This is a genomic window from Halomonas meridiana (assembly GCF_009846525.1).
In the GTDB taxonomy this organism is placed as follows: domain Bacteria; phylum Pseudomonadota; class Gammaproteobacteria; order Pseudomonadales; family Halomonadaceae; genus Vreelandella.
The window spans coordinates 1,504,955-1,525,414 of the sequence record NZ_CP024621.1 but is presented as its reverse complement, the minus strand read 5'-3'; the positions used below and the strand labels follow the sequence as shown (position 1 = coordinate 1,525,414).

At 63.9% G+C, this 20,460-nt stretch carries 18 protein-coding genes and 1 riboswitch; of the genes, 6 read left to right on the top strand and 12 right to left on the bottom strand.

Annotated features, from left to right (window positions below; all coding sequences use genetic code 11):
* Positions 1-3 precede the first annotated feature (3 nt).
* The 12 genes from CTT34_RS07385 to CTT34_RS07330 all read right to left on the bottom strand — a co-directional run bounded on the left by CTT34_RS07385 (position 4) and on the right by CTT34_RS07330 (position 11,211).
* Positions 4-792 (bottom strand): ABC transporter ATP-binding protein, encoded by a 789-nt coding sequence (locus CTT34_RS07385; protein WP_159341855.1) that lies wholly within the window; start codon positions 790-792, stop codon positions 4-6.
* Entirely contained in the window at positions 792-1,763 is a 972-nt protein-coding gene (locus tag CTT34_RS07380; RefSeq protein ID WP_159341854.1) for a FecCD family ABC transporter permease, read from the bottom strand. The genes CTT34_RS07385 and CTT34_RS07380 overlap by 1 nt, the downstream gene beginning before the upstream one ends.
* Positions 1,763-2,695, bottom strand: a complete 933-nt coding sequence (locus tag CTT34_RS07375; RefSeq protein ID WP_159341853.1) for a cobalamin-binding protein — start codon at positions 2,693-2,695, stop codon at positions 1,763-1,765. Before CTT34_RS07375 ends, CTT34_RS07380 begins: the two co-directional genes overlap by 1 nt.
* Entirely contained in the window at positions 2,676-4,484 is a 1,809-nt protein-coding gene (locus CTT34_RS07370) for a TonB-dependent receptor domain-containing protein (RefSeq protein WP_159341852.1), read from the bottom strand. The genes CTT34_RS07375 and CTT34_RS07370 overlap by 20 nt, the downstream gene beginning before the upstream one ends.
* 143 nt (positions 4,485-4,627) lie before the next feature.
* Positions 4,628-4,876, bottom strand: a riboswitch (cobalamin riboswitch).
* Between the two features lie 20 nt (positions 4,877-4,896).
* Positions 4,897-5,340, bottom strand: coding sequence for a bifunctional adenosylcobinamide kinase/adenosylcobinamide-phosphate guanylyltransferase (locus CTT34_RS07365; protein WP_159341851.1), 444 nt, complete (start codon positions 5,338-5,340; stop codon positions 4,897-4,899).
* Complete coding sequence (locus CTT34_RS07360) at positions 5,292-5,945, bottom strand: histidine phosphatase family protein (RefSeq protein ID WP_159341850.1); 654 nt, start codon at positions 5,943-5,945, stop codon at positions 5,292-5,294. Before CTT34_RS07360 ends, CTT34_RS07365 begins: the two co-directional genes overlap by 49 nt.
* Entirely contained in the window at positions 5,882-6,658 is a 777-nt protein-coding gene (cobS, locus tag CTT34_RS07355; RefSeq protein WP_159341849.1) for an adenosylcobinamide-GDP ribazoletransferase, read from the bottom strand. Before cobS ends, CTT34_RS07360 begins: the two co-directional genes overlap by 64 nt.
* A complete protein-coding gene (locus CTT34_RS07350) occupies positions 6,655-7,203 on the bottom strand; it encodes a bifunctional adenosylcobinamide kinase/adenosylcobinamide-phosphate guanylyltransferase (protein ID WP_054641776.1) in 549 nt (182 codons plus the stop codon). The genes cobS and CTT34_RS07350 overlap by 4 nt, the downstream gene beginning before the upstream one ends.
* The gene (gene cobD / locus CTT34_RS07345) at positions 7,187-8,299 is read right to left on the bottom strand and encodes a threonine-phosphate decarboxylase CobD (RefSeq protein ID WP_159341848.1); all 1,113 of its coding nucleotides are present in this window, start codon (positions 8,297-8,299) and stop codon (positions 7,187-7,189) included. Before cobD ends, CTT34_RS07350 begins: the two co-directional genes overlap by 17 nt.
* Complete coding sequence (gene cbiB, locus CTT34_RS07340; RefSeq protein ID WP_159341847.1) at positions 8,299-9,306, bottom strand: adenosylcobinamide-phosphate synthase CbiB; 1,008 nt, start codon at positions 9,304-9,306, stop codon at positions 8,299-8,301. Before cbiB ends, cobD begins: the two co-directional genes overlap by 1 nt.
* Positions 9,303-10,394, bottom strand: coding sequence for a nicotinate-nucleotide--dimethylbenzimidazole phosphoribosyltransferase (gene cobT, locus CTT34_RS07335; RefSeq protein WP_159341846.1), 1,092 nt, complete (start codon positions 10,392-10,394; stop codon positions 9,303-9,305). Before cobT ends, cbiB begins: the two co-directional genes overlap by 4 nt.
* Before the next feature lie 109 nt (positions 10,395-10,503).
* A complete protein-coding gene (locus CTT34_RS07330) occupies positions 10,504-11,211 on the bottom strand; it encodes a TolC family protein (protein WP_254436467.1) in 708 nt (235 codons plus the stop codon).
* Between the two features lie 74 nt (positions 11,212-11,285).
* On the opposite strand from CTT34_RS07330, the gene CTT34_RS07325 reads away from it, so the two are divergent.
* From CTT34_RS07325 to CTT34_RS07300, 6 genes are all read left to right on the top strand, one after another.
* Complete coding sequence (locus tag CTT34_RS07325) at positions 11,286-12,362, top strand: efflux RND transporter periplasmic adaptor subunit (RefSeq protein WP_052509936.1); 1,077 nt, start codon at positions 11,286-11,288, stop codon at positions 12,360-12,362.
* Between the two features lie 8 nt (positions 12,363-12,370).
* A complete protein-coding gene (locus CTT34_RS07320) occupies positions 12,371-15,493 on the top strand; it encodes an efflux RND transporter permease subunit (protein WP_159341845.1) in 3,123 nt (1,040 codons plus the stop codon).
* A gap of 202 nt (positions 15,494-15,695) precedes the next feature.
* Complete coding sequence (gene edd, locus CTT34_RS07315; RefSeq protein ID WP_159341844.1) at positions 15,696-17,585, top strand: phosphogluconate dehydratase; 1,890 nt, start codon at positions 15,696-15,698, stop codon at positions 17,583-17,585.
* The gene (gene glk / locus CTT34_RS07310; RefSeq protein WP_159341843.1) at positions 17,585-18,550 is read left to right on the top strand and encodes a glucokinase; all 966 of its coding nucleotides are present in this window, start codon (positions 17,585-17,587) and stop codon (positions 18,548-18,550) included. Before edd ends, glk begins: the two co-directional genes overlap by 1 nt.
* 15 nt (positions 18,551-18,565) lie before the next feature.
* The gene (locus tag CTT34_RS07305; protein WP_159341842.1) at positions 18,566-19,435 is read left to right on the top strand and encodes an aldo/keto reductase; all 870 of its coding nucleotides are present in this window, start codon (positions 18,566-18,568) and stop codon (positions 19,433-19,435) included.
* Positions 19,436-19,483: 48 nt separating this feature from the next.
* Complete coding sequence (locus CTT34_RS07300; RefSeq protein ID WP_159341841.1) at positions 19,484-20,449, top strand: carbohydrate kinase family protein; 966 nt, start codon at positions 19,484-19,486, stop codon at positions 20,447-20,449.
* Positions 20,450-20,460 lie beyond the last annotated feature (11 nt).

The window sequence follows — 20,460 nt, the reverse complement described above, 5'->3', positions numbered from 1 at the left end:
AAATCACTCATGGTCGGTAAGGGGCGCCTGGATGGGCACAAACACCGGCGCGCCATCTACTTCTACCGTGGCAAGCCGCTGGCGGTAGAGCCGCTCTAGGGCGCTGGGCACCAGCATGGTGTCCCGTGGGCCCCAGCAGGCTTCGCCGCTGGGGTAGAGCAACAGAATGTGGTCGCACCAGCGGGCGGCTAAATTTAAATCGTGCAGGCACATCATCACCGCGCTGCCCTGGGCGGCCTGCTCGGCCATTAGCGCCATTACTGCGCTTTGGTGGTGTAAATCCAGGTGGTTGGTGGGTTCGTCCGCCAGCCAAATGTTGGGCGCTTGGGTAAGCACCGTCGCCATGGCTACCCGCTGGCGTTCACCGCCGGAAAGCGTGTTGACCAAGCGGTGGCGAAGATGCGCCACATCCAGCGCTTCCAAGGCGGCTTCAGCGCGGGCGTAGTCGTCGGCACCTTCCATCTGCCACAGGGAAAGGTACGGGTGGCGGCCAATCAGCGCGGTCTCTAGCACCGTGGCGGGAAAGCCGTCTAGGCGCTCTTGAAACACCAGCCCTAGCTGCTGCGCCACTTGCCGCCTGCGCAGTTGGCTAAGCAGCGTGTTGCCTATCAACACCTGCCCGGAACGGGGGGCGTTTAACCCCGCCAGCGTATGCAGCAGCGTGGTTTTGCCCGCCCCGTTGGGGCCAAGCACGCCCCACACCTGCCCTGGCTCGATGATGAGGTTCAGCGCCGTGCCTGCGCTGCACCCCGGCACGTTGATGATCAGGTCTTGAGTCGCCAAGCGGGTCATCAGCGGCTCCGGTAGAGCAAAAAGAGGAAGGTGGGCACGCCCAGCAGCGCGGTAATCACGCCCACGGGGAGCTGTTCAGGGGCCATCATCGTTCGCGCTAGGGTGTCGGCCAGTACCAGCAGCGTGCCGCCTGCCAGGGCGCAGGCAGGCAGAATCAGCCGCTGGTCATTGCCTAACAGCAGGCGCAGCATGTGGGGCACTACCAGCCCCACAAACCCAATACTGCCTGCGGTGGTCACGGCGGCGGCGGTTAAGAGGCTGGCGGCAATGTAGATGCCCCACTCCAGCGGGCGAACATCTACGCCGAGGGCAGCCGCTTGCTGCGGGCCACGGGCCAACACGTTCAGGCTGCGACCCAGCGGTATCAGCAGCACGCAGGTGGCCATCAACAGCAGCAAAGGCGGCCATGGCGCGCGGGCGTAGGATAAATCCCCCATCAGCCAATAGAGCATTCCCGGCAGCCGCTCAGCGGGGCTTAGCGCGAGCATAAGGGTAATCACCGCGCCCCACCCCGCTGCTACCACCACGCCAGTCAGCAACAGCCGTGAAGGCGTCCAACCGCCGCTGCCGTGGGCTAGGCCAAAGACTAAAAACGTGGAAAGCAGCGCGCCTAAAAATGCCGAGCCGGACATCAGCACGCCGCCCACGCCTGCCAGCATGGCCGCCAGCGCACCGATGGATGCCCCGCCGGAAAGCCCCAGCACGTAGGGGTCCGCCAGCGGGTTGCGCAGAAGTACCTGCATTAAAGCTCCGGCCACCGCCAGCAGCCCGCCCACCGCAAAGGCGGAAAGCGCCCGTGGCAGGCGAAGCTCTATCACCATGGTGCGCGCCAGCGCATCGCCCTGGCCCTGCACCACCGCCCAGAGCTGCGCTGCCGAGAGCTGCGCGCTACCTACCGCCAGAGAAAACAGCATGGCGGCCACGGCAATCAGCGCCAGCAGGCCTAGGGGTTGCCACAGGCGCGCCACCATCAAGAGGCCCCGCGCTTTTGGCGGGTTTGTTCGAGCTTTTCACACAGAATCTGCGCGCCTTCCAACAGGCGCGGCGTGGGACGCTGAATTAAAGAAGGCGGCACGAAATAGAGGTTACCCGCTTCCACAGCGGCAAGGTTGGGGTACTGCTCCCAGTGGGTGAGCCAGTCGCGGTTCTCCTCCCCCATGCCACCGGCAATGATGGCCTCGGGGTTGGCCGCCAGTACGGCTTCATCATCCAAGCGCGGTACTAAACGGTGCTGATCGCCAAACACGTTTTCGCCGCCGCACAGCTGCACCACTTGGCCGATCAGGTGTTCATCACTAACGCCCATCAGCGGCTCGTCCCACACCTGATAAAACGTAGGTACCGGGTCGCGGTCGCTATAGCGGGCGGTGAGTGCCGCCATGCCTTCCCTGAAAGCATTCGCCGCCTGCCGCCCGACTGGTTCGGTACCGGCCAAGCGAGCTAAGCGTTCGATGGTGTGGGCGACGTCTTCCACGCTGCGCGGCTCGATGTAGAACACCGGCATGCCCAGCGCTTCGAGGGTTTCCATCTGCTCGGCGGGGTTACCGGTGACCCAGCCGATGACTAAATCCGGGGCAAGCCCGACCAGGGCTTCCAAATCGATTCGGGTATGACTGCCTACCGAGGCCACGTCTTGGGCTTCCGGCGGGTAGTCGCTGTAACTCACCACGGCCACCACCTGATCTCCTGCGCCTGCAGCGTAGGTGAGTTCCGTCGCACCGGGTGAAAGCGTGGCAATGCGGTTGGCCGAAGCGTGCAGGCACACTTCCCGGCCACGGTCGTCTACCGCGCAGCGGCTGGGGTTGTCTGCATGAAAGGGGTTGGCAATCCCGCTGCCTAGCCATAGTAAAGCGGCGCCCAAGGCGCCGCCGATTTGCTGCTGTTTATTGGCCAAAGTGAACACTCAAGAATCCTGCCCGGCCTGCGTTGATGTAGTCAGCGCCGTCAAACGAGCGCGTGGTGACGTAGTCTTGGTCTAGCACGTTCTCTAACGTTACCCGAGCGCTCCACAGCGGCGCAAACTGCCAGCCTGCACGCAGGTTCACCAAACCATACCCGCTCAGGCGATCTTCGTTGGCCGCGTCACGATACCGATGGTTTTGCGCGACCCAAGAGCCACCCACGGACCACTCCCCCAGCTCGCGGTCTACATCAAGGCGCAGGCTTTGCGAGGCGCGGTTCTGCAGGCGTTTGCCGGTCAGGCGGTTTTCAGGGTCGGTGTAGGTCAGCGCGGCGGCCAGCGTCCACTCATTCACTTCGACGCCGGTACTCAGCTCCGCACCGCGAATGCGGGTTTCCGGCACGTTGAACTGCAGACCTTGGCCTGCAATCAGGTTGTCGATATCGGTTTGGTAAAGCGCCGCATCCCAGAACCAGCGGGCATACTGGCCGCGCACACCGACTTCGATCGACTCGGAGGTTTCAGACGCCAAGTCCGGGTTACCAAAGCCTGGGTAGTAAAGCTGGTTGTAAGTCGGCGCGTTGAACGCAGTGCCATAGTTAGCGCGCAGGGTATGGTGGCCATCCACGTCGTAGCCTACGCCAACGCTGCCCGTCACTTCTTCGCCGTAGGACTCGTTGTCGTCAAAGCGAAGGCTGCCTTGTAGTGTGAAGGGAGAGAAGTCCAACAGGGCTTGAGTGAAAACGGCAGCGTTGCTGCGGCTGGTTTCATCGTAGGCGGTGGTGCTATCTACGCGGTCTTCACTGTACTCGGCCCCGGCGACGACTTCGTGGGCACCCACGGTCACGGTATTTTCCCAACGCGCCGTGCGTATCTTGGTATTGAACACGGAATCGCCGTAATCTGCGAAATTATCGCTTTCATCCCGAGCTTCGCTGAGCGTTAACCGACTGCGCCAGTTGTCGGCCAGCGGCAGCTCGCCGTACACGCCTGCGACCTGCTGGACAAAATCGTTTTCGCCACCGTCGTACTCGTTATGCCCACGGGCACGCAGCGCCAACACGCCTGCTTCGGCACCGTTATCGAACGTGTGCGACACGCGCGCCAGCGCGGAGGTGTTGTCGTAGCCTTTGTCGTCGCCATCACGGCGCACTGGCTGACCGTCAGTATTGAAATGGCTGCCAGAAAAACTATAGCGGGTGCCGCCCTCTTTCCCACTGATGCCGGCACTCAGCCGCTGGGTATTGAACGAGCCGCCCCCCGCCGAGATGCTCGGCTGCGGGCCTTCCTCTTCGCCCTGCGGGGTGAACAACTGAATCACGCCGCCTATGGCATCGGCCCCGTACAGGCTGCCCCGAGGGCCACGCACGATTTCCGCGCGTTCAAACATGCGCGGTTCGAGGGATTGCCAAGCGGCACCGCCGCTGGTGGCTGAATTCAGGCGAATGCCGTCGATCAGCAATACGTTCTGAGCGCTGCCCGTGCCGCGAATGAAGACGCTGCTATTCTTGCCAAAGCTACCGTTACTGGAAACGTCCACGCCCGGCTGGCCACGCAGCAGGTCGGTAATACTGACGGGGTCTTGGCGGCGCAGCGCGGCCTCGTCGATTACCGTGACCGAAGAGAGGCTTTCATTAGCGGTGCGCGGAGCGAGTGCGGCCGTGACCACGACGGGATTCAGCGTGTTGGAGGCCGTCGCGGTGGCCGATGCGCTTTGCGCCTGAACGGCCAGCGGTAGCGCGGCCATGGTAAACGCCGCAAGCGTTGCGGGGGTATGAAAACGATTGAACATGGTGGGTCCCTTGCTCGCTGTGCTCACCCGCACAGCGTATTTTTTAGTGACCGAGCAGGGGCACACAAGGGAAATCCGTGGCAGAGCGCCACGTAACGTCACCCTGTACATGCCCTCCGCATGCCGGTAATCCGTGGCTTTCTTCAAGCCATCACTCTTAGGCCGGTCTCCGGGCTGACGAGCGAAAGAGGGGCGCTTTACCTAAGCGCCGACCCTTTTCCGAACGACCACCTTCCCATGCCAAGGCACAGTGGCGTCTCTAGCCGTTCTTGTCTCGATCACCGTTGCGGGGGCAGCGTTGGATTGACACAGCCATGACATGACCATGTTCACCAACTTCCCGTTTAACTAATGGCGGTTACGCCACCAGCACCTGAGAGTGTGCGTAAACTAGCAACTTGTTAGGGGGTGGTCAATTTGCTGATGCGCCTTTCAGCGCTTGTACCAAGCCGTGGCGCACGTACCACACCTGCTCGGCGTGAGCGGCGGCGTCCTGGGTGAACCAGCCGCTCAAATCCCGCAGGCGGCGCTGGTGGCGGGCCACTGGGACGAGGCCACGCCCCAACTCATTGGCAATGATCACCAGCGCGACGTTCTCTGCAGCGGCGGCTTGCTCGAGGCGCTGTAAATCTTCCCGCCACTGGGCGCGCCACTCGTCGCTGCTGATGTCGGAGTCCAGCACCGCGGTCAGCCATTCAAATAAGCCATGTAACACCAGTGGCGTGTTGGGCAACATGACCTGAGAGACCTCGTGAAGACGCTGGCCAGGGGCTAGACGCCACCACATCGCGCCGGGAAAGCGTTGTTTTACTGCGTCGCGCTTACCTGCGCTGGCACCGCCAATGAACAGTTGCATTGCCATTCTCCTTTTCCGTCCTCACCTGCTTGATACGCGAGCTGCCAGCGCCGTCCCTGGGCTTGATGCACGATTCCCTGCCAAAAATCGAGGGTTTCGAAACGGCGGCGCAATTCACGAATCACGCCGCCGTGGGTCACTACCAACACTTTTCGATAGCCGTGTTGCCGAGTATGTTCCGCAACATCGTCGAGCCAGGCATCCAGCCGTTCGCGCAGTTGGCCAGAGGATTCGCCACCGGGAATTTGTAGCTCTCCGGCGCTATCGATCCAGGCGCGATAGTGCGGCAGTTCTTTTAATTCATCGTAAACCTTGCCTTCGTACTCGCCAAAATCGAGTTCCCGTAAGCGCGGTTCGGCGTAGACGGGACCCCCCGGCTTGGCCGCCTGGGACCAGGCCAGGGTTTCTTGGCAGCGACCTAGGTCGCTGGCGTAAATGGCGTCGAAACGCTCATCGGCCAGGGCCGCGCGCAACGCTAACAGCCCCTCCTCCGCCTCAGGAAACAGCAGCGGAATATCCCGCTGGCCTTGGTAACGGCGCTCTAGATTCCAGGCGGTGATACCGTGACGAACTGCCACCAGCTCCACATTAAGATCAGTAGCCAAAGCTCTCCTCCTTCGATGGTGGCGCCGACCATATCGCCGTTGATGCCGTTAAACGAGCGCAGCAGTGCTCTGCGTACCAGCGCTACCCAACATGCCAGCGCTGCCAGCCACAGCGCGGCTAACGGCCAGAGCATGGCGAGCGGGATCAGCGGCAGGAGCGCCACGCCTACATCGCGGCGTCCCAACGACAGCTGCCAGCTCCAAGCCAGGCCGCGCGAGTGGGCGCATGGGGTCAGCACGAGCAGCGCCACGCCCGCCCAGCGCCCCAGTGCGGGTACTACCGCGAGCCACCACAGCGGCGCGTGATACTGCAGCAGCGCCCAGAGCAGCACGCCCTTCCAGGCCAGCAAAAACAGCAGCGCCAGCATACCGAAGCTGCCGATTTGCGGGTCTTTCATGATTTCCCATCGGCGGGCCACGGGCTGGTTGCTGCCCAACGCATCGGCCAGGTCCATCACGCCATCCAGGTGCAGGCCACCGGAAATGGCCACCCACAGGCTAAGCAGTACCAGCGCCGTAATGGGCGATGGGGTTTGCCACTGGCCCAACAGCAGGGCGACACAGGCCAGCAGCGCTCCCACCATCAGGCCCACCAGCGGGTAAGCGCGAATGGCCCAGCGCCGGGTGGCCGGTGTCCAGGGGCAGGCAAGGGGGATCGGCAGGCGCGTCAGAAACTGCAGCGCCAGCAGCATGCCGTACAGGGCATTTTTCATGGTGCGCCAGCCGCCTTCCATTCGATGGACTGCCCGGCCACTACCTCCACCACCCGGTCGGCCTGGGCCGCCAGCCAGCGGTGCAACCCTTGCAGGAATTCCACGTAGCGCCACACCTCTGCCGAGGCAGGCAAGGGCGCTTCGTTGAGATCGTTGGAGACCACCACCAGCGTCACCCCCCGGCGGCGGGCATCGTGAAGCGCACGCACCAACAGCGCAAAGGCTTCCGTTTCACTGACCGGCGCGGCGTCCTCCTGAGTATTGAACATCACCTGGCTGGCCCAGAGGGTCAGGCAGTCCAACAGGGCGGCATGGCCGTTGGGCACCTGGGCCACGGCCTGTTCGATGTTGAGCGGGGCTTCCAGGGTGACCCAGTGGTTGGCGCGGCGGGCCTGATGATGGCCTACCCGTTCGGCCATTTCGCTATCGTAGATGTCGGCGGTAGCCACGTAGTAACACGTCTTGCCATCGGCGTACTGCTGAACACACTGCTCCGCCACCAGGCTCTTGCCCGACCGAGCCCCTCCACTAACAAAGACAATCATTCAGCACCTTTGACAACCGATCATTGGTCACACCATCGCGCAGTGCCAGCCTTAGCCAACCACCCTTCAGGCCAGCAAAACCATGGGTATGTCGCGCCAGCATACCTTGGTGAAGCAGGCGTTCAAGCAGCACGATACTGGAAATGCCCCGCTGCCGCTGGGCGGCCCCAGGCCGCACCAGATGAAAGCAGCTGTGGCTAGGCACCACCTCCAGCCCCAGCGCGGCCAGGGCAGCGCCCATGCGCGGCTGCTCACGGGCCAACCACTGGTGGGTACGCCGGGCAAAGTCCTCATCCGCCAGCAGCGGCGGTACCAGTTCGGCAGCCAGATGATTGACGCTCCAGGGCGGTTGCTGCGCCTGAAGCTGAGCGATACGCCCCTCATCGGCCAGCACGTAGCCCAGCCGCAGGCCCGGCAGGGTAAAGAATTTGGTCATGGAGCGCAGCAGGATCAACGCCGGGTAGCGTTGGAGCAGCGGGGTCAGCGGTGTAGCCTTCAATGCCAGGTCGATGAAGGCTTCATCCACCACCAGCGAGGCCTCCGGTTTCAAGGTGCCCAGCAGCGCCTCGATAAGCGCCACGGGCAGCAGCGTGCCGGTGGGGTTGTTGGGGCGACAGATGAACACAACATCAGCGCTGGCCGCCGCCTGCAGCAACGCGGCCGCGGGCGGGTCGAAGGTGCCCGGCAACAGGCCAAGCTCGCTGATGCGCACACCGTGGGCGTTGCAGGCCCGGGAGTACTCGCCAAAGGTGGGGGTGACGATCAGCGCCTGCTGGCCAGCGTGGTGCGCCGCCGCCAGAAAGATGGCTTCCGCGCCACCATTGGTGAGCAGTACCTGCCCCGGCTCCACGCCTGCGTGTTCGGCAATCGCCTGTCTGGCGGCGCGGTAGTCCGGTTCGGGGTAGCGGCCCAGCCCAGCCAGGCGTTGGGCCAGGTAGCCGGTTACCCAGTCGGGCGGGCCCAGCGGGTTCAGGTTGGCGCTGATATCTTCCAGCGGGTGGTCGGCAGGCAGGCCAAAGCGCTGCAGCAGCGCGGCGGCCTGGCCACCGTGGCTTGGCCAATGGTCGAGGGGAAGGTTGCCGGGCTGGTCGCGCATCACCCGGCCACCGTAGCCATCACGAGGCACAGCTGCAGGAAGAACAGCAGCAGGAAGAACATCAACCAAGCCCCGTGCATCAGCCAAATCGTGGTAGTGATGTGGCTGGCTTTCAGTAAATCATGGGCGGTGCCCAGCGTGGCCCGGTGTGATACTTGCCCCTGGTAGACGTTGGTGCCGCCCAACTGGACGCCCAGCAAATTCGCCACCATTGCCTCGGGCCAGCCCGCGTTGGGGCTTGGGTGACGGGGTGCTTCGCGCCAGGTGGCCGCCAGGGCGCCCCGCCAGCGCAGAGGTGAGCGGTGAAACACCCCATACAGCACGCCCGCCAGCCACAGGCACAGGGCGGTCAGCCGGGCAGGCAGCCAGTTGGCCAGGTCGTCCAGCCTGGCCGAGGCGTAGCCGAAGTCGCCGTAGCGCTCGTTCCGGTAGCCCACCATGGAGTCCAGCGTATTGACGGCCTTGTAGGCCAGCGCCAGCGGCGCGCCCCCCAGCAGCGCAAACAGCAGCGGCGAGGTAATGCCATCGACGGTGTTTTCCGCCACGGTTTCCACCGCGCCTCGGGTAATCTCGGCTTCATCCAGGGCCTGGGTATCACGCCCCACCACTCTGGAAAGCGCCTGCCGCGCGCTGGGCAAGTCGCCCTGCCGCAACGGGGCGGCAATGGCCCGCCCGGCATCCGCCAGCCCCTTGATGGCCAGCGTGGTGGCCAGTAGCCACAGCTCGGCGGCCAGCCCCAACCAGGGGTGCACCCACGACAACAGCGCAAGCCCCAGCCAGGCCACCGAAAAGGTGCCCAGCACCACCACCAGGGTAAGGCACCCGCCCAGCAGCCGCCGCCGCTGGGGGCTGCCGTGGTTCCAGCGGTGCTCCAGGGCGCTAATCGCCTTGCCGATGATCACCACCGGGTGGGGCAGCGCGCGCGGGTCCCCCACGATCAAATCGATGACGATGGCCAGCGCGACCCATCCGGCCAGAGCGGGCAGGCTCAGCAAGTCTAGGCTCATGGTGCCTTGCCACTCACCCCCGCCTGGGAGAACGTGGCCATGTCACTGAGCATGGCGGCAGCAGCCTGTAGCAACGGGTAAGCCAGCGCCGCCCCACTGCCCTCGCCCAGGCGCATTTCCAGGGCCAGCAGCGGCTGCGCCGCCAGGGCTTCCAGCGCCAGGGCGTGGCCCGGCTCCGCCGAACGGTGGCCAAACACCAGGTAGTCGCGCAGTGCTGGGGCCATGCGGCAGGCGGTCAGGGCCGCCACCGTGGCAATGAAGCCATCCACCACGGCGGGCAGGCGGTGGGCCGCCGCCGCCAGGTACGCGCCCGCCATGGCGGCGATTTCCAGGCCGCCCAGCTTGCACAACACCTCCAGCGGGCCGTCAGGATTCGCCTGGCGATTGGCCAGCGCCCGCTCGATGACCGCCGCCTTGTGAGCCTGCTGGGTGCTGTCGATGCCGGTGCCCGCCCCCACCACCTGGGCGGCAGGCACCCCTAGCAAGGCCGCCAGCATGGCGCTGCTGGCGGTGGTGTTGGCGATGCCCATTTCGCCCACGATGAGCCCATTGGCCCCCGCCTTTACGGCCCGTTCGACCGCTGCCATGCCGGCCTGCATGGCCTGGCGCGCGTCGTCCAGCGGCATGGCGTCGTGGTGCAGCATGTTGGCTGTGCCCGAACGCACGCGGGCATCGGTGGCTCCCGGCAGCGGTCGCGGCGACGCCACCCCGACATCCACCACGTCCACCCGCGCGCCCAGCTGGCGGGCAAACACGTTGATCGCCGCGCCCTGCTGAACGAAGTTGGCGACCATCTGCGCGGTCACCTCCTGGGGAAACGCCGACACGCCTTCAGCGGCCACGCCGTGGTCGGCGGCAAACACCACCACGGCGGGGCTATCCACCCGAGGGCGGGCGCTGCCCGTGATGGCGCTGAGCTGAATCGCCAGCGCTTCGAGCCTGCCCAGGCTGCCGGGCGGCTTGGTCAAAGTGTCGAGGTAGGCACGAGTGCGCTCAGCGGCGACGGCATCGACAGGGCCGATGTCGGGCAGCCATGGGTAAGCGGCAAGGGAGTCAGAAGCGGCAGCAGAGGACGCGCAGGGAGGCATGGCAGCTCCAGTGGCAGCAAAACCAGAGATGAAGTGATCGCAAGCGCAGCATGGTAACAGATGCGGGCGGCCAGCGGAGCCGCCCGGGCTGTGGTTACCTTACCGGCAATCAGTAAACGGGGGTTTCCTGCCAGCCACCGCCCAGCGCCTTGAACAGCGTCGCCGTGGCCGCCAGCTGTTCACGGCGCGCATCGGCCTGGGCCAAACGGGCCGAGAGCAGGTTGCGTTCGGCGTCCAGGCGCTCCAGCTGGCTCACCTGCCCCTGGTCGTACATCAGCACGGCCAGCTCCCGGGTGCGGGCAACGGCCTCCAGCTGTTCGTCGACGGCGGCTAGCCGTCGCTCGCTGAAGTCGTAGCTGTAGAGCGCATCGCGCACTTCGTTGAAGGCGGTCAGCACGGTCAGGCGATACTGCGCTTCGGCCTGTTCGGCCAGCGCTTCGGCGCTTTCCACCCCGGACTGGCTACGGCCGAAGTCGAACAGCGGCCCCATCACCGAGGCCCCGACGCCCCAGGTGCGGGCCACATCGCTGAACAGATCACTGGTGCTGGCGGCCGTAGTGCCCAAAAAGGAGCTGAGATTGAGCGACGGCAGGCGGTTGGCCTCGGCCACGCCGATCTGGGCGGTGGCCGCGATCAGCGCCGCTTCTGCCGAGCGAATGTCGGGCCTGCGCTGGAGCATCGCCGACGGCATCACGGCAGGTATGCCCACCGGCTGGGCCAGGTCGTCCAGCCGCGACGTGCCGGTGTCCAGGGTGGTCAGCAGCTCATCGGGGGACATGCCCACCAGCGTGCCCAGGGCCCCGCGCAGAGTTTCCACCTGCTGCTTGAGCGACGAAACAGGGGATACATCACACCACCGTGATCCCCCATTGACTTGCAGGGAGGCATTGAATGAGGTTCATCCGCAAGGGGAAGTGGCTACCCACTCTGGCCGGGTTGCTGGCATGCGTGACGTTATTGGCAGGTTGCAGAGACGCCGAAGAGCCCCCCGAGCCTCCGGCTCAGGTGGTCAAACTGTTTGAGACTGGCCAGCAGCAGGCCTTTTCGGGCCGTCGTTTTGTGGGTCGCGTCGATGCCGTGAGCACCGTCAATCTGGCCTTTCAGGTGGGCGGCCGCCTGACCACCTTTCCAGCCGTACAGGGCACCACGCTGGCCAAAGGCGAGCTGATCGCCCAGCTCGATCAAACCGATTACGCTCTGCAGGTGCGCGCCGCAGAGGCGGAATTGTCCCAGGCCCGCCAGCATCTGCAGCGGCAGGAAAATCTGTATCGCCATAACGCCGTCTCCGCCTCGGTGCTGGAAGCGGCCCGCACTGATGCCGAGCTGGCCGCTACCCAGCTGGAGAGCGCCCGCCAGGAGCTGGCCTACACCTCATTGTACGCGCCCTTTGATGCGCTGATTGCCCGCCGCCTGGTGGAAAACCACACCACGCTGCCGCCCAATGCCGAAGTCGTCCGTATTCAGGACATCTCGGAGCTGCGCATTCGCATCAACGTGCCCGAAGCGCTGATGCAGCATCTCGATGGCGAACACGGTTTCAACGCCGAAGCCGAGATCGCCACGCTGCCCGGCGAGCGCATTGCGCTGGAGTACCGCGAACACATCACCGAGCCCGACGAGGTCGCCCAGACCTATCAGGTGGAGTTCGCGCCCGCCCAAGGCGAGCACCTGGTGGCGCTGCCCGGCACCACGGCCACCGTGTTCATCGAACCCGCCGAGCGGCTGGTGTCCGGGGTGATGATGATTCCAGCCAGCGCCCTGGACACCACCGAGAGCGGTGATTTTCGCGTGTGGGTCTACGACCCCGACGAGGGCACGGTATCGCCCCGGGAGGTCACCGTGGGTGAGCTGAGCGACGACGCCGTGATGCTGGTGGCAGGCGTTCAGCCTGGCGAGTCGATTGCGGCGGCCGGGGTACACCTGCTGCGCGACGGCATGCGCGTCAAACCGCTGGATAACGCCCTCTAGGAGCCGCCATGAACATCGCCAAGCTGTCCATCGAACGGCCTCTCAATACCTGGCTGATCGTGGTGATCTGCCTGTTGGGCGGTATCTGGGGATTCAATACGGTGGGCAAACTCGAAGACCCCGCCTTCACCATCCCCAACGCCATCATCAATACGCCCTACCCCGGCGCCACCGCCGTGGAAGTGGAAGAGGAGGTCACCGAACGTCTGGAGCGCGCCATCCAGGAGATGGAGCAGATCGACGTCATCAAGTCGAAGTCGCTACCTGGGCGCTCGGAAATCCAGGTGGAAGTCCACTCCAGCTACAGCAGCCACGAACTGCCGCAAATCTGGGATGAGCTGCGCAACAAGATCAACGATGCCCAGGGCGACCTGCCCGAGGGGGTGCTGGGCTCCCAGGTCAACGACGATTTCGGTGAAGTGTACGGCCTTTTCTATGCGGTCACGGCCGATGGGCTCACCACGCGGGAGATCCGCGACATTTCGACGTTTCTTCAGCGCGAGCTGCTGGCAGTACCCGGCGTGGCCAGGGTGACCACCGCAGGCGAGCGGGAAGAGACCATCTACATCGACATCTCCAACGAGCGCCTGACCACCCTGGGCATTCCCATCAATCAGGTCATCAACACCATCCAGACCGAAAACGCCGTGGAAAACGCGGGCAGCCTGCGGGTAGGGGAACGCCAGGTGCGGCTGGTGGCGCGTAGCGACATCGACAGCACCGCGCTGATCGAAGCCATCCGCATCGGCCGCCCCGGCACCACCGAACAGGTGTCGCTGATGGATATCGCCACCGTCTACCGCGAGCCCAGCGACCAGCCCAACCAGCTGATTCGCTATAACGGCGAGGATGCCTTCACGCTCGGCATTGCGGGCGCCGCCAACGACAACATCATCGAAGTGGGCGAAGCCGTCGAAGCCCGCATGGAAGAGCTGAAAAGCCGCCTGCCGCTGGGCGTAGAGCTACATCCTCTCTACGAACAGCACCATGTGGTCAACGATGCCATCAACGACTTCCTGCTCAACCTGGCCATGTCGGTGGCCATCGTGATCGGGGTGCTGTGCCTGGCCATGGGCTGGCGCATCGGCGTGGTGGTCGGCAGTACCCTGCTGCTCACCGTGCTGGGCACCCTGCTGTTCATGGGGCTGTTAAACATCGAGATGGAGCGTATCTCGCTGGGGGCGCTGATCATCGCCATGGGCATGCTGGTGGATAACGCCATCGTGGTCGCCGAAGGCATGGTCACCAACATCAAGCGCGGCCAGCGCGCCAAGGAGGCTGCAGGCAGCGCCGCCAAGCGTGCCCAGCTGCCGCTACTGGGCGCCACGGTGATCGGCATCATGGCCTTTGCCGGTATTGGCCTGTCGGACGATGTCACCGGCGAATTTCTCTACTCGCTGTTCATGGTCATTCTGGTGTCCCTGATGCTGAGCTGGCTGCTGGCGATCACCGTCACCCCGCTGTTTGGCTACTACCTGCTGCGCCAGAAAGGCGACGACGAGGACCAGCCCGCTGACGAGCAGAAAGCAGGCGAGCGCCAGCACGAAAACGAGGAGGAGGAGGACGAGCCCAGCAAGCGCGAGCTGTACGGCGGCCTGCTCTATCGCGCCTATCGCCGGGTGCTGCTGCTGGCGCTGGGCATGCGCATCATCACCGTCAGCGCGCTGGTGCTGATCACCGCCGTGTGCCTGTGGGCCTTCAGCCTGATTCCCCAGTCGTTCTTTCCGGACTCCAACACGCCGCTGTTCTTCGTCAATGTGGAGCTACCCCAGGGCACCGACATTCGCTCGACCGCCGACTACGCCGCCGATATCGAGGCGTATATCCTGGAGCAGGAGGACGTGGTATCGGTGGCCAGCTTCATCGGCCAGGGCGCTACCCGCTTCATGCTCACCTACGCCCCGGAGCAGCCCAACACCGCCTATGCCCAGTTCATCGTGCGCACCGAAGACCTGGATGCCATTCCCGCGCTGGACCAGCGCTTCTACCGAGAGCTGAACGAAGCGTTTCCCAGCGCGCAGGTACGCACCCAGCGGCTGCAATTTGGCCCGGGCGATGGCGCGGGCATCGAAGCGCGCTTTCAGGGGCCCTCCCCGGAAGTGCTGCGCTCGCTGGCCGACCAGGCCCAGCGCATCATGGCCGACAGCCCCTACCTGATCGACCAGCGCACCGACTGGCGCCAGCAGGAGCTGGTAGTGCGCCCGCGCATCAACGAGGAGCGCGCACGCATTGCCGGGGTCAGTCGTGAAGACATCACCCAGACCCTGCAGTTTGCCTCGTCGGGCATTCGGGCAGGCACCTACCGTGAAGGCGAGCACCTGCTGCCCATCGTCGCCCGCCCCCCGGCGGCCGAACGGGACGATGTGGCGCTGCTGGAAAACCGCAACGTGTGGAGCGCCGCGCAGCAGCGCTTCGTGCCCATCAGCCAGGTGGTCTCCTCCTTCGATACCGATAGCGAGGAAGCGCTGATTCAACGCCGCAACCGGGTGCGCACGTTGACCGTCGGGGCCGACCCCGCCGAGGGCTATACCGCCGCCCAGGCCTTCGGCGGCATTCGCGAAGAGATCGAGGCCATGACGCTGCCACCGGGCTACCAGCTGAGCTGGGGAGGTGAACACGAGGATTCCGGCGATGCCCAGGAGGCGCTGGCCCAGCAGTTGCCCATCAGCCTGCTGGTGATGCTGCTGACCTCGATTTTGCTGTTTGGCAAGCTCAAGCAGCCGCTGATCATCTGGCTGGTGGTGCCCATGTCGGTGTGTGGCGTGGTGATTGGCCTGCTGGTGACCGGCCTGCCCTTCTCGTTTACCGCCCTGCTGGGCATGCTCAGCCTGTCGGGCATGCTGATGAAAAACGCCATCGTGCTGGTGGACGAGATCGATGGGCAGATCAAGGAGGGCAAGGCGCGCTTTTCTGCTCTGGTGGACGCCAGCATCAGCCGCTTGCGGCCGGTCTTCCTGGCCGCTGGTACCACCATCCTCGGCATGCTACCGCTTTTGGCCGACGCCTTCTTCAACAGCATGGCGGTGACCATCATGGGCGGCCTGGCGTTTGCCTCGCTGCTGACGCTGATTGCCGTGCCCACCCTGTATGCGATGCTGTTCCATATCAGCAGCGACGAGGTCGACTCCTGAGCAGGCGCGTTCGGCCCATGAGCGCTTTTTGGCTATCATGGGCTGGACGCTGGGATCATCCGGCTCATCCTTTCGGGTAATAAAACTACAACTTAAGCTATAAATAGCGTTTTTATTGCCGTAAAGTCTCTTATATCGACGCCATAAGATGTAAAATAACTACAAATCTGGATTCACCGTCTCTACACATGCAGAGGTCTCTATGCCTGGTTCAACACCCGCCACACTCAATCCTACGGTTGCTAAGGTTACCCAACGCATTCGTGAACGCTCTGCCGAGCGCCGCGCTCTCTACGAGCGCCGCATGGCCGACCAGCACAAGCGTGGCGTGCATCGTGCCGAGCTCTCCTGCGGCAACCTGGCCCACGGCTTTGCTGCCTGTAGCGCCCAGGAGAAAGACTCCCTGAAGCTGATGAACAGCGCCAACCTAGGGATTATTTCTTCGTACAACGACATGCTCTCGGCCCACCAGCCGTTTGAAACCTTCCCGGAAACCATTAAAGCGGCCGCCCGCGCCATGGGTTCTACCGCGCAGTTTGCCGGTGGCGTACCCGCCATGTGCGATGGCGTGACCCAAGGCCAGCCGGGCATGGAACTCTCGCTGTTCTCCCGCGATGTGATTGCCATGGCCACCGCCGTGGGCCTATCGCACAACATGTTCGATGCCGCGCTTTACCTCGGCGTGTGCGATAAAATTGTCCCTGGCCTGTTCATCGGCGCGGCGCGCTTTGGTCACCTGCCCGCCATGTTCGTACCCGCAGGCCCGATGCCCAGCGGCCTGCCGAACAAAGAAAAAGCGCGCATTCGCCAGCTCTACGCCGAAGGCAAAGTGGGGCGCGAGGAGCTACTGCAGGCGGAGTCCGACTCTTACCACAGCCCCGGCACCTGCACCTTCTACGGCACCGCTAACTCCAACCAGCTAATGATGGAAGTGATGGGCCTGCACCTGCCGGGCACCTCGTTCGTCAATCCTGGCACCGAGATGCGCGAAGCGCTGACCCGCTACGCCACTGAACAGGCCATTCGTAACACCGAACCCGGCGGCGAGTACCGTCCGTTCTACAAGCAGATCGACGAGCGTGCCATCGTCAACGCCGTGGTCGGTCTGCTGGCCTCCGGCGGTTCCACCAACCACACCATGCACCTGATTGCCATGGCGGCAGCGGCGGGCATTACGCTGAACTGGGATGACTTCACCGACCTATCAGCGGTCACCCCCAGCCTGATGAAGGTGTACCCCAACGGCCAGGCAGACATCAACCACTTCCAGGCAGCGGGCGGCATGAGCTACCTGTTCCGCGAACTGCTAGGCGCGGGCCTGCTCCATGGCGATATTCCTACCGTGTTTGGCACCGACCTGACCGCTTACACCCAAGAGCCCTTCCTGGAAGATGGCAAAGTGGTATGGCGCGAAGGCCCGGAAAAGAGCCTGGACGAAGAAGTGCTGCGCCCGGTCGCTACACCCTTCGCCCCCACCGGCGGCCTGACCGTGATGAAAGGCAACCTGGGCCGCGGCGTGATCAAGGTCTCGGCGGTAGCCGAAGAGCACCGCGTGGTAGAAGCGCCGGTGAAGATCTTCGAAGATCAGAACGAAATGAAAGCGGCCTTCGAGTCTGGCGACCTAGACCGCGACGTGATTGTGGTGGTTCGCTTCCAAGGCCCCAAAGCCAACGGCATGCCCGAGCTGCACAAACTGACGCCGTTCCTGGGCGTGCTTCAGGACCGTGGCTTCAAGGTTGCCCTCGTCACCGATGGCCGCATGTCTGGCGCATCGGGCAAAGTGCCCGCCTCCATCCACATGAGCCCGGAAGCGCTGGACGGCGGCCCGCTGGCCAAGCTGCGCGATGGTGACGTGGTACGCCTGGATGCCAACGCCGGCACGTTGGAAGCCAAAGTAGACGCCGCCACCTGGGCCGAGCGCGAACTCGTCGTTGCCAATCTAGACCACTACCATGTGGGCCTGGGCCGCGAGCTGTTCTCTGGCTTCCGCCACCTCGCCATGCGCGGCGAAGAGGGTGCAGGTTCCCTGGGCGGCTTCGAAGCCGACGATCTCGCTCGTCAAGAAGGTCAGATTTTTCAAGAGGACGCCTGATGCGACCGGCATTAATCGGGGACATTGGCGGCACGAATGCTCGCCTGGCGTTGGTCACGCCGGGCGAGGTCACGCCCCACGACATTCTTAACCTACCCTGCGCCGATTACCCCGGCGTGATCGAAGCGATTCAGGACTATCTCGCACGGGTGGGCGCAACCGGCGACAACGCGCCCAAAGAAGCTTGCTTGGCGTTCGCCTGCCCGGTGCACGCCGAGCGGGTAAAGATGACCAACAACCATTGGGACTTTATGAAAAGCGACGTTCAGCAGGCGCTGAATCTGTCGCTGTTTAAAGTCATCAATGACTTCACCGCCCAAGCACTGGGCGTTCCTCATGTGGGGGAAGATAATCTGGTGGAAGTGCAGCCTGGGGAAGCCCAGTCGCACTCGACCCGCTTGGTCATCGGCCCCGGTACGGGGCTAGGCGTGGCTGGGGTGTTCCCCGGCCAGCATGCCTGGATTCCGCTGCCGACTGAGGGCGGCCACGTTACCTTTGCGCCCACCGACACCACCGAACGCGCGCTGCTGGACGTGTTCTTACAGCGCCACCAGCGGGTCAGTGTGGAGCGCATCCTTTGCGGCCAGGGGCTGTTAGAGCTGTACCAAGCCCACTGCACCCTGGAAGGCCAAGCGCCGCGCTGCGAGACCCCCGCTGACGTGACCCAAGCGGCTAACCAGGGCGATGCCCTGGCAACGGCTACCCTGCTGCGCTTTTTGAAAATACTCGGTGACGTGTGCGGCGATGCCACCCTGACCATGGGCGCCCGCGGCGGCGTCTACCTCTGCGGCGGGATTCTGCCCCGCCTGCTGGACTGGCTGCCTAAGTGCGAACTGCGCGCAAGCTTTGTTAATAAAGGGCGCATGGGCGCGTACAACGCCGACATCCCGGTGTGGATTGTGACTCACCCATGGACCGGCCTGCTGGGTGCCGCCGAAGCGCTGCATAACGAAGAAGTCTTTTAATTGATGGGAAACGCCATGGCTGCTGTTACGTTCGACGTGCCGTTTGTACTCGGCATGATGCGCCTGCATGAAGCGCAAGAGATGCACCAAGCGAGCCGCTTGGCCGATTGGATCGAAGCTCGCTTAGAACAGGGTTTGCACTGGTTCGACCATGCCGACATTTACGGCAACGGAGCATGTGAAACGCTGTTTGGCCAAGCGCTGCGCGCCCGCCCGGCACTGGCTAAGCGGCTGAATGTGGTGACCAAAGCCAGCATCGCCAACGACAATCCGGCACCGGGTTCCGGCAAGGTAAAGCACTACAATGCCAGTCCGGAGTACTTAGGCCGCGCCATTGACGATGCGCTGGGCCGTTTGGGCGTCGAGCGCCTGGACCACTTTCTGATTCACCGCCCGGACCTGCTGATGGATGCCGCTGCCACGGGTCGCGCGCTGGATGATGCCATCGAGGCGGGCAAAATTGGTGCGGCGGGTATTTCCAACCATCTGCCCAGCCAGTGGCGCAGGCTGCAACGCCATATGCACCACCCGCTTCAGGCCAACCAGATCGAACTCTCTATTACCCATAGCTCGCCGCTGTTTGACGGCAGCTTTGATGACCTGGGTGCCGATGACCATGCGCCCATGGCGTGGTCTCCGCTGGCGGGCGGCCAACTGATGCAGGGTGAAGTGAGCCGCGTATTGAACCGTTTAGCAGGCGAGCTAAACAGCACGCCCGGCGCACTAGCGCTGGCATGGCTGCGCACCCTACCCGGCCGCCCGGCACCGGTGGTGGGCAGCGTGAAACCGGAGCGTATTGCCGACATGCTGAACGGCCCGGAAACGCTGCCCAGAGAAGCCTGGTATGAACTGCTGGAGGCCGCCCGCGGCCACTGCGTCGCTTAGGCTCGCCACCCACTCAACATGAATGCTAATAATGACAAGGAACGACCTATGACGCCGGTGATTGCTTTCGGTGAAGCCTTGATTGATATGCTCTCGAGCCGCTTGGGCGATAACACAGGGCCGGAAACCTTTACCCCCTACGCTGGCGGCGCGCCCGCCAACGTGGCGGTGGCCTGCGCGCGGCTGAACGTGCTCAGCCAGTTTTTGGGGATGGTGGGTGATGATACCTTTGGGCACTTTCTAATTCGTGAGCTGAAAAGCCACGGTGTAGATACCCAGGGCGTGGTGCTCACCAAAGAGGCCCGCACGGCGCTGGCGTTTGTCTCTCGCGACAGCAGCGGCGAGCGCACCTTCGACTTCTACCGCCCACCGGCGGCGGACCTGCTCTACCGCCTGGAGCATCTGCCCCACGGCGTGTTCGAACAGCCCGCCATTGTGCACCTGTGTAGCAATAGCCTGACCGACCCCGAGATTGCCGAAACCACTCTCGCCATTGCCGCCATGGCCAAGCGTGCAGGCTGCCTTGTGAGCGTGGATGCCAACCTGCGCCACAACCTATGGGCAGAGGGCGCTGCGGATACTTGGCTGGTCACCGAGCTGATCGACAGTGCCGAACTGGTGAAAGTATCTCTCGAAGAGCTGGACTACCTGCGCGGCGACCACCCCAAAGAGGCGTGGCTCGCCGAGCGCATGGCCGCAGGGGTCAAAGTGGTGGTCGTCACCGATGGCCCCAACGATGTCGTGCTCAAAGGCATCGGCATTGACCAAACCGTGAACCCGCCCAGCGTCACGGCAGTGGACACCACCGCCGGTGGCGATGCCTTCATTGGCGGATTGCTGGCAGAGCTTTCCAATTACGGCATTAGCGAGAGCTGGCACCAGGACAGCGCGTTTCTCACCCGCGCGGTGGACATTGCCTGCCGCTGCGGCGCCCACGCGGTCACCCGCCCCGGCGCGTATGCCGCACTGCCCACCCACGCTGATATTGAAGCCCTGCGCAGTTCGGCAGGCTAGCGCTCAGCGTC